Genomic DNA, 12,987 nt, shown 5'->3' with positions numbered 1-12,987 from the left:
AATTAATTAGCTAACATTAAAAACGAAGATGAGAAAATGCCTTATTAGCCTCAGCCATTTTATATTTTTCTTCGCACATCTTAAACGCACCACCGCGTTTATTATAAGCATCCAGTATTTCAGATTGCAAACAATCAACAGTGGTTTTTCCACTCTTTTTTCGAGCAGCAGAAGTTGCTTTAGCAATCCACCTTAACGCTAAAGAAATCGCTCTATCTTGTCGAACTTCAACAGGCACTTGATAAGTTGCACCACCAATGCGTCGAGAACGCACTTCTATAGAAGGAGTAACATTTCCTACCGCTGTTTCAAAAATTGATAACCCACCTTCGCCTATTTTCTTTTCAGCTAAAGACAAAGCGTCATAGATAATCTTTTCTGCAGTAGATTTTTTACCACATTTCATGATTGTATTAATGAAACGCATCAGCAAAACACTGCCATAACGCGAATCAGGACTTATTTCTCTTTTTTTTGCTTTATTCCGACGAGCCATAAATTTTAACCAGATTTCTTTACACCATATTTTGAACGAGCTTTCTTTCGATTTTGCACGCCACGCAGATCAAGGGCACCTCTTATTATGTGATAACGCACACCTGGCAAATCTTTAACCCGCCCACCACGTATCAAAACAACAGAATGCTCTTGTAAATTATGACCTTCACCAGGTATATAAGCTGTCACTTCACCATACCCACTAATTTTTACTCTGGCTACTTTACGGAGTGCTGAGTTAGGCTTCCTAGGAGTTGTAGTATACACCTTAGTGCAAACACCCCTCCTTTGAGGGTTGCTTTCTCCCAAAGCTGGTACCTTTTTCTTATGGGTCAATCCTAATCTACCCTTACGTATTAATTGATTTATCGTAGGCATATGTTATAAACTCAAGCTCATTAAAATAACTAAGTCTTTAGTTATAAAATAATAAACCTCAATAGTCAATATAAAAATAAAAATTACTACTCTAATAATTAAGCTCAACTGCTTTGAAAGCCATCAGTAGACTTCTTGCACTACCTCCCAAGCCACAACTGTCATTCAGTAGAAACAAAAAACTTCCTTGACAAACTCCGCCAGCCCCCTTATTATGATAGCAAGGGTATTCATGACTCAAAACTTGTTTTTGACCTGCAGGCTCAATGACAAAATTCAGTAAAAAACTTAGGGTATTTTTTGGCGGATTACATAAAATTATAGCGGCTGCATGTCTTTTTTATTTTTTCTACATTCAGCCAAATCGCGCTTATTTTAAGCGTTAGCACATTATTACAGCGCCACTTACAGTAATATAGAGTCAAAACTCGCTACTCGGGGCTTCTTTTGCCTTTTTTTTTATTTGGTAAATTTCTTAAATATTTATAACTAAACGACAACCGTCATCCCTGTAAAGGTCAAGTATCCCGCTACGTGTTAGCGGCTAAGAGATACCGCGAATGAATCGCGGTATGACGGTTCGTGGCGGTATGACGGTTCGCGGTGGCATGACGATAACCTCGTCATCCCGCTGCTTGTTAGCGGGATCTATGCTAAGAGATACCGCGGCGGTATGACGTAGGGGTTGCCAAGAACTTGTCATTCCAGTGCTTGACACTGGAATAGGTGTGTGTATTTGTGAAAAAAAATCTCCATGAAATTTGTGAAGCAATGTGGTGGGACTAGTGCGATTCGAACGCACGACCTTCGGATTAGGAGTCCAACGCTCTATCCTGCTGAGCTATAGTCCCGTGTTTCCTACCATTTATGTAAAGTTATAGCAAAAAATCCTTCTCTTTTCTAGATTTCTTGCATAACCAATTTATGACGACAAGAAACATTTCTGTACTTCTTGAGTATAATGCTATTATATTTAATAACATGGTTTAAGTAAGATTAATGCTAGTTAACAACATTGGTTATTTCTATAACAATCAAGACGACTTTGCTTTAAGCAATATAAACATTAAAGTAAAAAAAGGAAGTGTTGCATGTTTATTGGGGCATTCTGGCTGTGGCAAGTCAACAATTTTGAAATTAATTGCAGGGATAGAAAATCCAAAATCTGGAACTATTTTTATAAATGATAGGTTAGTTGCAAGCAATAAGGCATCAGTCGCTATAGAGCATAGAAATATCGGATTGATTTTTCAGCATTCTGCATTATTTCCTCACAAAACAGTAGTAGAAAATATAACCTTTGCTATCCGCAGCTCTTCCAAGAGAGAAAAGCACCTAATTGCATTGGAAATCTTGAAGTTACTCAATATAGAAAAATATGAAAATATGTACCCTAACGCCTTATCTGGAGGACAGCAACAATTAGTTGCAATAGCAAGAGTGATGGCACAAAACCCTGATGTTGTGTTGTTAGATGAACCATTTTCTAATTTGGATATACTGCTCAAGTGCCGAATAAGACAACATATATTGTCCCTTTTTAGAAGTAAAAATATCCCTGTGCTAATGGTAACTCATGACCCGCAAGAAGCATTGAAAGTTGCAGATTTTATCTACGTAATGAAAAATGGTAAAATTATTCAATCAGGAGTTTCTAGCGATATATACCATAGGCCTAAAGATGATACGCTAGCAAAGTTTTTTAGTGAGCTCTCCTCTACTCTATAGTTAAGCGAAAAGTTTCCACTTATTCGCTGCAAGAAAACAATCTAATTTGGAATTGTTATAAAATAATTAAAAAACCTTGATTTATAATTAAATAAAGGTGATATAATCTATGTGTTACTTGACTTCAGTCAAGTTTTAATATTTAAAGGTCAATATTTTAAATGGAGGTGAAAATGAGTTTAGGACCATGGCAATTGTTTCTAGTCTTAATAATAATTTTAGTTCTGTTTGGTGCAGGCAGATTACCGCAAGTTATGGGTGATTTAGGAAAAGGCATCAAAAACCTTAAACAGGAGCTTAAGGACTCAGAAAAATTATCGTCTAATGAACCAGATCGTTAGCGTCCTCATACTTCGTGACACGCACTAAGGTGCGTGTTACTCACTTAAAGCATCAATTATTTTTCAATCTTTCCGCTTAAGCTGTTGCGTCTGCTTCACCTTCCTCTGAATTCATAATTTTTCTAATATTGTTAAAATGCTTTATAGAAATTTTCGCGGTCACTTTATATAGCATACAAACAAGTCTTGTAGTGAAAATTTAAAAATACAATCATTATTATTAATAAATTTTTATACATACTATACTGATAATGTAAGAGTAAATTTATTTAAATAGTGAGGTACGAAAATGAGTAAAAATAACAATCAACAATACAAAAACTATTCTGAAGATTATAATGGTAAAATAGGTATTAACACTAATGGACAAAAGTTTCAATTAATCAAAAATAACTCAAATCCTGTATACAATTATGAAGTTCGTGATATGGATGGGAATCATATATATAACATTAGAGAACAATGTATACCAAAATTCTTTAATAAGATATATAAGCCTTCAGAGTCAAAGATCTTTGACAAAGCACCAGAAACTATAGAGGAAGTATTACCAAAAGTATTTTCATTCCAAGATGAAGGTATAAAATATAATATAAGGTATGATGACATGTCATCACAAGAGAAATTCCAAATTCAAAAGGACATTCATGTTGCTTATGAAAATTTTAAAAAATTGTTTGATGTAAACAAACCTGAAACAACTTTAAATTTAGAAGTTAATGTTTTTAACAACAAGAATGATTACCAGAAATATAATGAATTAGCTGGCATTGACGCAGATAATGCTTATGGTGCAACTGATGGTAAAGCGATAGTAGTATACAAATTTGCCGGTATGGACTTTGTTTTAGGTCATGAGCTGGGCCATGTGTTCCAAAATGAGCTATTAACAAATATGAAGAATTCATTAGACCCTGAATTAGTTGGAAATTTAATCGGGAATCAAGTAGAAGAAGAAAATAAAAAAGATATAGATAGTGGACAGACAAAAGAATATAAAACTGAAGAATATGAAAATCCAGCTCATAACAAGGCATTAGAGCTTAGAGAAAGCAATGAAGATGATAAAAAAACAAATATAGTGGAGGAAGAGGAAACAGAAGGAGATACACTATATAATAACAAAGAACTCTATAGAGAAAAAAGAGAAGTGCAAAAAGAAACCGCTAAGCTAGATGATAACACAGAAGAAAGTCAATCTACACAAACGAGTGAACCTGGTGTATTTTCATCTATTGCATCTATTTTTAGAAGTTTTATATCATGGATATGGGGCACAGAAGAAGAAAGTGAATCTACCGAATTATCACAGAGTTCATTGTATTCTGATCCATTAAGTGACGAAAGTCATTATTCACAGTCAGATACTAATGATATACTATAACTTTTTTTTATAGGTAGTTTAACCCTTGCGTGTAGCCCAAAAAACACGCAAGGGAAAACTGTATTGCATTGATGCTGTAACAAACAACTTCATTTGCACCAACTGCAAGTATAATGACAAAATTACGATTGTACTTTAACTCTAACAATTAACAATAATAAATGTATATTGAAATACAGCAATAATTACGTTAGTTTAAAAGGAATAGTTTGATTAAAGGATAATTGTGCAAAAAAGTGAGAAACTAACTAAAGATAAAAAACTAGCTTCTGATATTCTAAAAGAGGTTGCAGATACCAATAACAATGATAGCGATAAAGTAACTTTGTTCGATATTAAAACGGCTTTGCATGAGCGCGGTTTTGGTATTTTAATAATCATCTTCTCCTTGCCACTATCGGTGCCTATACCGGTTCCACCTGGTTATACAACTATTCTTTCTATACCTTTAATCTTATTCTCACTGCAGCTTCTATTTGGATTTGATTCTCCTTGGATGCCCAGTTGGCTAGAAAGAAGGTCTTTTCAGCGTTCAACACTAGCTCTTGTGGTAGAGAAAACTTCCCCTGTATTAGAAAAAATAGAAAAATTCATGAAGCCAAGACTATCTTTCATTTTCTATGGGCCTGGTGAGAAGATTCTGGCTTTTATGATGTTGCTTTGTGCAATAATAATAGCTCTTCCATTACCTTTTACTCACTTCCTTCCTGCAATTGGCACAACTCTTATTTCACTTGGTATTATGAGTAAAGACGGGTTTCTATCCATATTGGGAGTTTTAGTGTCATTGTGTGCGTTGTTGCTTACTCTTGTTGTAATAGTCAAAGGACCACAACTTATAACCGGAGCACTTTCTCTTCTTAAAAGCTTTACAACACTTTAACAAAAGAATGAAGTACTAGCGCGAAATGAATAATGCATATTGAAATAAAACAATAATTGTGTTAAGAATTACTTTTATCAAGGGTTTTTCGTGTCACAAAATGATAAGTTGACTAAAAGTGATAAACTAGCTTCTGATATTCTAAAAGAGGTTGCAGATACCAATAGCAATGATAGCGATAAAGTAACTTTGTTCGATATTAAAACAGCTTTGCATGAGCGCGGTTTTGGTATTTTAATAATCATCTTCTCCTTGCCACTATCGGTGCCTATACCGGTTCCACCTGGTTATACAACTATTCTTTCTATACCTTTAATCTTATTCTCACTGCAGCTTCTATTTGGATTTGATTCTCCTTGGATGCCCAGTTGGCTAGAAAGAAGATCTTTTCAGCGTTCAACACTAGCTCTTGTGGTGGAGAAAACTTCTCCAGCATTAAAAAAAATAGAAAAGTTCATGAAACCAAGAATGTCTTTTATTTTCTATGGGCCTGGCGAAAAAATTTTAGCTTTTGTAATGTTGCTTTGTGCATTATCAATAGCTCTTCCATTACCTCTTACCAACTTTATTCCTGCAATTGGTACGACTCTTATTTCACTTGGTATTATGAGTAAAGATGGGTTTCTATCCATATTGGGAGTTTTAATATCATTGTGCGGACTATTGCTTACTCTTGTTGTAGTAGTCAAAGGGCCACAACTTATCATTGGGGCATTTTCTTTTCTCAAAAGCTTCGTATATGGTTAGGCTTTACAACACCTTAACAAAAAAAAAGGAACTTTTTACACCAATCGATAAAGATCATGTGAAAATGTATGTTTGCGGACCAACAGTATATGACACAGCACATATAGGCAATGCACGGTCTGTTGTTGTGTATGATGTGTTATTTCAGCTACTTAAGTTTTGTTATGGCAAAGTTACCTATGTGCGTAACATAACCGACATTGATGATAAGATAATCAATGCAGCAAGTGAGAAAAATAGCAACATAGAAAGTATAACCACATATTACATTAAAGCTTTTCATGATGATATGGAAAGCATAAATTGTAAAGAGCCAACACACGAACCAAAAGCAACGGAAAACGTAGATTATATTATAGAATTAATTGAACATTTACTGCAATCAGGCCACGCTTACGAATCTGACAAACACGTGTATTTTAATATAGAATCTTACCATGAATATGGTGCTTTATCAGGAAAAAAAACTGATGAATTGGTTCCAGGTAGCAGAGTTGAAGTTAATGAAAATAAAAAGCACCCTGGAGATTTTGTACTGTGGAAGCCTGCAAGTGATATTGACTACAAACTTTCAAGTTATTGGGATAGCCCATGGGGAGAGGGCAGGCCTGGATGGCATATAGAATGCTCAGCAATGTCATATGCTTATCTTGGCAAAGATTTTGATATTCATGGTGGCGGCATAGATTTACAATTTCCTCACCATGAAAATGAAATTGCACAGAGTAAGTCTGCATTTGCTGGATCAATGTTTGCAAAATACTGGATACATAACGGCTTTCTTACAGTAAATGAAGAAAAAATGAGCAAGTCCTTATTTAATATAGTCAAAGTAAGAGATTTGCTAGATAGTGGAATAAAGGGTGAAGTAATACGCTATGCACTGCTCAAAACTCACTACAGAAAACCACTTGATTGGACAGAAAACGTTATTTCTGATGCACAGGAAACCTTAAATAAATTTTATCGGTTATTACGTGGCTTAGATACAACGAATATTGATGAAAGTAACGCAGAGATTTCTAAAGATTTTATAGACGCTTTAAAAAACGACTTAAACATTCCTGAAGCTCTAGCTATACTGCATGAAATGGCTGCAAAAATTAACAAAATGAGTAATGAAAGTGAAAAGCTTAAATTAACTGAGAGTTTTGTTAAGAGTGCCAGATTTATTGGTCTTCTTGAGTCAAGTTATCAAGAGTGGTTTGCTGTGGATGTAAATCATCAAGAAATAGAAAGGTTGATAGACTTAAGAAAAATTGCAAAAAAAAGTAAAAATTACGATACTGCAGACAAAATAAGGGATCAGTTGAAACAAATGGGGGTTACAATTTCTGACAATGAAGATGGTACAACAACTTGGTAAACTTATATGGAAGATTACTTTCTGCTGTTTAAAGATAGCCTATTATCATCGTTAATCTTGCCTATACACCAAGGCTTTATGTTTGAAGCTATGCTGTACTTTAGATCACATCACAATCTACTACTTATGTTATTTTTTGGAGTACTAGGATCAAGCCTTGGTGGAATAGTTAATTGGTACTTAGGTAGAATAACAATCTCTATACGAAAATCATACCACAAATTAGAAAACGAATATACAATGCCAAAAGTTACAAAAAATTTGCTAATTTTTGCAACTTTATTACTTTCATGGGTGCCAGCACTTGGAAGTGTGATTCAAATTTTATCAGGTTATTTCAAGTTAAACCTTTATATCCTTGCCCCTTTAATCATTCTATCTAATTTCTTCTATTTGTTATATCTAATACTTACTTTTGGAGTATAACAGCTATAGTACTACAGCTATTAAAGCCCACTTCCGTCATTCTATGCCTTGATAGAAGCGGAGCTATAAATTAAATGCAAAATTTCAATAGTTATAAGGATGCACCATGAGCTAAAAGCAATTCCACAAGCTCTTGGTGATTATTATTAGCTGCATAATACAATGCTGTTTTTCCTTCATTATTTTTAGCGTTAACATCGGCGTTGTGTTTTAGTAGTACTTTTGCCACAGCAACTTTTCCCATTACGGCAGCAAAGTGTAGTGGCGTATCGTCATCTTTGTTCTTGGTATTAACACCTTTTTCGGCAAGGTATTCTACTATTTCCAAATTTTCACGAAAAACAGCACAGTGTAATGGAGTCAAGCCATCTTTATCCATAGCATTGACATTAGCGCCTTTGTTTACAAGATGTTCTACTACATCTAAATCACTATTACTAGCAGCTAAATGCAGAGGTGTTTTATAATAAATATCCCTAGAATTAATATCAGCTCCTTTCTCTATAAACTTTTTCACTACAGCTAAGTAGCCTAGATAAGCAACCGAGTGTAGAGGAGTTGTACCGTCATTATCTTTTATGTTAATGTCTGTACCCTTTTCATCTATCAAGTATTCTACTACATTCAAGCTTCCACCCTGAGCAGCATAGTGCAACAGAGTACTGCCGTCTTTGCTCTTAGCACTAATGTCAGCACCTTTACTAACAAGGTACTTTACTACATCTAATCTTCCATTATAAACAGCAAAGTGTAATGGAGCATGACCAGAATTATTTTCAACATTAACAGCCATTATCAATTTACCTGGGAAATGTGTTGATATATGTGTGAGTATAGCCTTAATTGCTTTAAAATCACCACTTGCAGCAAGCAAGTGCAAAGGAGTACTTTTCTTTATAAAAAATGGTTTCCTATGTATACAAGATGAGTTAAAGTAAAAATCATCAATCAACTTACCATATTTACTTGCATATTCCCAAATAGACACAATGTGACTGATTGCTATATCACCACTATTTATCAATTCCAGAGCTTTTCTAAGAACTTCTTCTTCCCGGACTGCCTTTTGTAAATTCAACTCAGTTACTTTCTGCACTAGTCTGTGAATGTTTGCCACTCCCTCTTTTAAGTCAATCATTGAATATCTATCGAGTAACTTAACAGCATTCCACAGCTTTTCTTCATCATCTGCTATTAATTTTGAAAAGATTTCTTCTATACGAATCTTGTCAGGAGCAAGGTAGGCCATTATTTCCAGAATACTCAAAGCTTCAAAACCACATTCTTTTTGTGCTATAGCGTCAATTGTAATTTTCCAAGTTATGAATGTTGTTTTAGTATAACGGTCACTTTTATTTTTGAGTTCAAAATCAAGCAGCTTTTTTGCCTCTTCTTCATATCTTTTCAGATAGTCACTAACACCAATTTTTTCTTTACCCCTATAACTTAGTACAACATTTTTTTCATTAATATATGCAGCTGCTTGTTTTAAAGCTAACGGGAAATATTGTAATTCCTCTGTTAGGTTTTTTATTTCTTCATCTTGTAAATTATTTCTTATATTTAAAGCCCTCTTAACAAACTTCAAAGCCTCCGTTTCTTTGAATACACCTAACTGTATTGTTTTTATCTCTCCTTCATCTTCTGATATTCCCCAACCCTTATTACGAGAGGTAATTAAAATATAGGGCTTATTATCCAAGGAGAGCGGTAAAAACTTACTAATATCTTTATACCCTTCAGCATTATCAAAAATGAATAGGCTTTTCCTTCCCCTTCTTGCAAAGAAAGCATATGTTTCTTTAACAATAGTTTCTATCATCTTGTCATTTCCGTACTTATCCTGGGGAGAAATGCCTAGTTTATCATCTTTAGCTAAGTCCAGAAAAGAACTTTCCATAGTCTTAGAGTTTTCAGCACTTATCCATATAACATTACCGTAATAATCCTTTCCATATTTGTAAGCATATTTCCTAGCTAACTCACTCTTACCTACCCCTCCAAGACCACTAATAGAGGCAACCTGCGATATCACCGCTTGTTTTTTTGCACTTCTTTGTAGCACATTATGCAGAGCTGTTAACACTCTGCCTCTGCCAGTAAAAGATGCCACTGGCTCTATTACATCAAACCAAACCGCTCCTAAAATTTCCTCTCTTATTTCTTCAAGAAGAGCTTTTGCTTTCTCATATGATAGAAACTCCTCTTCTTCTTTCTCCAGCAAAATCAGCACTTCTTCCTGGTAACGGCTGTAAAAGTGCTTTGCATCAGTATTGCTGAATTCCTTGCCCAATTCACTCTTAATAATTTCACTAAGTTCAGTTCCGCTTGGCAAATTGACTGCAAATACTAATTTATTTAAAAAGTCTTCTATTTCTTTATCGCTGACTTCTCTACCTACCTCACGCTTTACAAAATCCTTATTTTCCTGCAAGTATGAGATAATACTATTATCAAATTTATATCTTACACCATCACCTACATCCAGAAACTCATCTTGTGTGTCTATTCTTATGACTGAAATTTCCTTTCCTTTATTCTTCCCACTCGGCATCATTCTCAGCTTTCTTACTGGATGCGATGTCGAATCCGCGGGGCTTTGTTGCATCGCTACTTATGAAAGGCTAACTATAGCTAGGATTATAAGCAACCTATTGAAAATCTTGTTTTTTTGCAATCAATCTGATCAAATTTAAGAATAGTAATTTATTATTTATATTAATAAACTTAATTCTATTGAAAATAGCTAAAGCATTGAAATTCTTGAATTTTAGCCGGATTAGTGAGTGGTAGTGAAATTTCTTTTACTCAAATTTAGGTATTCACTGACCGTTCTTGTTATAAATACCAGAATAATAAGCTACTGATATTCTCCATCTTTTTTATCTTTAATCCATCATAGCTAGCGATGCAACAAAGCCAATCCGCGGAATCAAAATCATCATTTGTAATAATGACAAAATCCTCTGTTTCACCCTCAAACTCTCCACTACTTTTGATCTTTAAATAAGCAATGAGATATTTTATTAAGCCAAACGCACCATTCTTTCCCGGTGTTAATAAGTCACCTATGCTGATCTTTTTGTGCCTACCCTGCCTGTGCTTGACTTGTATGAATCTATGTACTATTTTCCCATCTTGTTCATACCGAAGAACAATATCATCAAAATCCTTAGCTGATTTTTTCTCTGTGAATAGGCGGAAAGAATACTCTCTATCTACTGCATGTTTAGGAAACAGCATTAGCCATCTCGCTTGATACATAATACCATGAAAGGTGCGCTTAACCGCCGAGCAGGATAATCTTACAGGCATCCTCAACCTCACATAATTTTAAAGATGGTGCCGACAAATGGTAAAAAAATAATAAAATTATATGTCATGAGATTAAAGATATCGTAGCGTAAATCTGAGAATATCTACGAGATGTGCTGTTATGTAAATAAAAAAATGTGACTAATTACTTAATCTTTCACTCAAAATTGAATTCACGATATCAGGGCTGGCTTTTCCCTTGGTGGATTTCATAACTTCGCCGACAAAGAATCCGTATAATTTTGTTTTACCGCTTTTGTATTCTTGAACTTTATCTTGGTTGTTATTGATGATTGTGTCGATAACTTCTGATATTTGACCTTTATCGGTTATTTGCTTTAGGTCCTGCTCTTCTATGATGAGAGATGCAGGTTTGCCAGTTTCAAACATACTATCGAATACTTGTTTGCCAAGTTTAGCAGAGATTGTTCCATCAACGATAAAATCTAAGAGTTCCAACAAGGCATTTGCTTTGATTGGGGAGCTCACAATATCAATATTTGCTTTATTTAAACGACCGAAAAGCTCTACAGTTAGCCAGGTGACCGCGAGCTTTGAATCATGTTTTTTTATCAATTCCTCAAAGTAATCAGCAATCGCCTTATCGGAAGTAATGACGTTTGCATCGTATTCGTTGATACCTAATTTTTCAATGTATCGCTGCTTTTTCTGCTCTGGCAACTCAGGCAAAGATGATTGAATTAAATCAATTTTCTCCTGGCTTACCTCAACAGGTAATAAATCAGGCTCAGGGAAGTATCTATAGTCGCTTGCATCTTCTTTGTTTCGCATCACTTTTGTTTTTCCCGAAGCAACGTCAAACAATAAGGTATCTTGACTTATTTCTTCCCCACCTTCTAAAATTTCAATTTGTCTTTGTATTTCATAGTCTATAGCTTGCACAATATAACGTATCGAGTTCAGATTTTTTATCTCACAACGAGTGCCAAATGTGCTACTGCCTTTTAGGCGGACAGAAACATTTGCATCACAACGAAGTGATCCCTTTTCCATATCACCATCACATGAACCAATGTAACGCAAAATCTGCCTCAATTTTTTCATGCATTCTGCAGCTTCCGCAGATGAACGGAGATCTGGTTCTGAAACAATTTCCATTAAAGCAACCCCTGCACGATTTAAATCCACATAAGTTTTGCTTTCCTCATGAACGCTCTTTCCTGCATCTTGCTCTAAATGAATTCTCGCAATTCTTATTTCCTTTTCATTGTCGTTGATAAATACTCTACCATTTTTAACTATTGGCTCAAAAAACTGGGTTATCTGGTAACCTTGCGGTAAATCAGGATAAAAATAATTTTTCCGATCAAAGTAAGAATACTTATTAATTTCTGCAGAAAGTGCAAGACCGGTGCGTATTGCTTGCTCTATGCAGTAATAATTTAGTATTGGCAGCGTACCTGGCATTGCCGCATCAACTAGAGAAACTTGAGTGTTATGCTCAGCACCAAACTCCGTTGATGAGCTAGAAAATAGCTTCGTATTAGAAGAAACTTGAGCGTGCACCTCAAGCCCAATTACCGCTTCCCAATCCTCTTTCGTCATGTATTTTATTTAAATGATAATCTTAATATTCTGCAAAATTAACACAAAAAGTCAAAACAAAACCCACATTTTTATTTTTTGTCTTAACTTTTTAACCTATAGTAATTAAAATATGACCTTACCCAGAAAGAGTGAAGAGAAAGAAAAGGCGTTTTTTTATAATAAAAATGTTTTTTCAAAAGGAGTAGTAATGACAAAAAGAAGAGAATATACAGTTGAGTTTTAATTAGAAGCTGTGTATTAAACAGCGTAGACATTCTGCTATTAATTATTGCATTCCTGAGCAATTTGATTCATTATTCTTTTTGTAAAAAATTTTCTTGACTTTCTCTCTACTTTTTCTGGGTAAGGTCAC

12 protein-coding genes and 1 tRNA gene are annotated in these 12,987 nt (G+C 34.6%); 7 read left to right on the top strand and 6 right to left on the bottom strand.

Annotated features, from left to right (window positions below; translation table 11 throughout):
* Positions 1-16: 16 nt before the first annotated feature.
* The 3 genes from rpsG to OOK92_RS00360 all read right to left on the bottom strand — a co-directional run bounded on the left by rpsG (position 17) and on the right by OOK92_RS00360 (position 1,727).
* Positions 17-496, bottom strand: coding sequence for a 30S ribosomal protein S7 (gene rpsG, locus OOK92_RS00370; RefSeq protein WP_253307294.1), 480 nt, complete (start codon positions 494-496; stop codon positions 17-19).
* A 5-nt stretch (positions 497-501) separates the two neighbouring features.
* Entirely contained in the window at positions 502-876 is a 375-nt protein-coding gene (gene rpsL, locus OOK92_RS00365; RefSeq protein ID WP_006279787.1) for a 30S ribosomal protein S12, read from the bottom strand.
* Positions 877-1,650: 774 nt separating this feature from the next.
* A tRNA-Arg gene (locus OOK92_RS00360) sits at positions 1,651-1,727 on the bottom strand.
* A 148-nt stretch (positions 1,728-1,875) separates the two neighbouring features.
* Between OOK92_RS00360 and OOK92_RS00355 the strand changes: the two genes are divergently transcribed.
* From OOK92_RS00355 to OOK92_RS00325, 7 genes are all read left to right on the top strand, one after another.
* Positions 1,876-2,604 (top strand): ABC transporter ATP-binding protein, encoded by a 729-nt coding sequence (locus tag OOK92_RS00355; protein ID WP_253309408.1) that lies wholly within the window; start codon positions 1,876-1,878, stop codon positions 2,602-2,604.
* A gap of 173 nt (positions 2,605-2,777) precedes the next feature.
* Positions 2,778-2,945, top strand: a complete 168-nt coding sequence (gene tatA / locus OOK92_RS00350; RefSeq protein WP_006013840.1) for a twin-arginine translocase TatA — start codon at positions 2,778-2,780, stop codon at positions 2,943-2,945.
* A 289-nt stretch (positions 2,946-3,234) separates the two neighbouring features.
* On the top strand, positions 3,235-4,329 hold the full coding sequence (locus OOK92_RS00345) for a hypothetical protein (protein ID WP_264735899.1): 1,095 nt from the start codon (positions 3,235-3,237) through the stop codon (positions 4,327-4,329).
* Positions 4,330-4,555: 226 nt separating this feature from the next.
* Positions 4,556-5,212 (top strand): exopolysaccharide biosynthesis protein, encoded by a 657-nt coding sequence (locus tag OOK92_RS00340; protein WP_264735898.1) that lies wholly within the window; start codon positions 4,556-4,558, stop codon positions 5,210-5,212.
* Positions 5,213-5,302: 90 nt separating this feature from the next.
* Positions 5,303-5,959 carry an exopolysaccharide biosynthesis protein gene (locus OOK92_RS00335; RefSeq protein ID WP_264735897.1) on the top strand — a complete coding sequence of 219 codons (657 nt, stop codon included), beginning with the start codon at positions 5,303-5,305 and terminating at the stop codon, positions 5,957-5,959.
* Entirely contained in the window at positions 5,952-7,325 is a 1,374-nt protein-coding gene (cysS, locus tag OOK92_RS00330; protein WP_264735895.1) for a cysteine--tRNA ligase, read from the top strand. Before OOK92_RS00335 ends, cysS begins: the two co-directional genes overlap by 8 nt.
* A gap of 6 nt (positions 7,326-7,331) precedes the next feature.
* On the top strand, positions 7,332-7,751 hold the full coding sequence (locus tag OOK92_RS00325; RefSeq protein ID WP_096560637.1) for a YqaA family protein: 420 nt from the start codon (positions 7,332-7,334) through the stop codon (positions 7,749-7,751).
* A 91-nt stretch (positions 7,752-7,842) separates the two neighbouring features.
* Here OOK92_RS00325 and OOK92_RS00320 read toward each other — a convergent pair whose 3' ends face one another.
* The 3 genes from OOK92_RS00320 to gatB all read right to left on the bottom strand — a co-directional run bounded on the left by OOK92_RS00320 (position 7,843) and on the right by gatB (position 12,632).
* Positions 7,843-10,359, bottom strand: a complete 2,517-nt coding sequence (locus OOK92_RS00320; protein ID WP_264735894.1) for an ankyrin repeat domain-containing protein — start codon at positions 10,357-10,359, stop codon at positions 7,843-7,845.
* Positions 10,360-10,589: 230 nt separating this feature from the next.
* Positions 10,590-10,994, bottom strand: a complete 405-nt coding sequence (locus OOK92_RS00315; protein WP_264735893.1) for a hypothetical protein — start codon at positions 10,992-10,994, stop codon at positions 10,590-10,592.
* A 213-nt stretch (positions 10,995-11,207) separates the two neighbouring features.
* Positions 11,208-12,632 (bottom strand): Asp-tRNA(Asn)/Glu-tRNA(Gln) amidotransferase subunit GatB, encoded by a 1,425-nt coding sequence (gene gatB / locus OOK92_RS00310; protein ID WP_264735892.1) that lies wholly within the window; start codon positions 12,630-12,632, stop codon positions 11,208-11,210.
* Positions 12,633-12,987 lie beyond the last annotated feature (355 nt).

The sequence above is a fragment of the Wolbachia endosymbiont (group A) of Rhinocyllus conicus genome (assembly GCF_947250775.1).
Taxonomy (GTDB): Bacteria; Pseudomonadota; Alphaproteobacteria; order Rickettsiales; family Anaplasmataceae; genus Wolbachia.
This window is presented reverse-complemented; position numbering and strand designations above follow the sequence as displayed.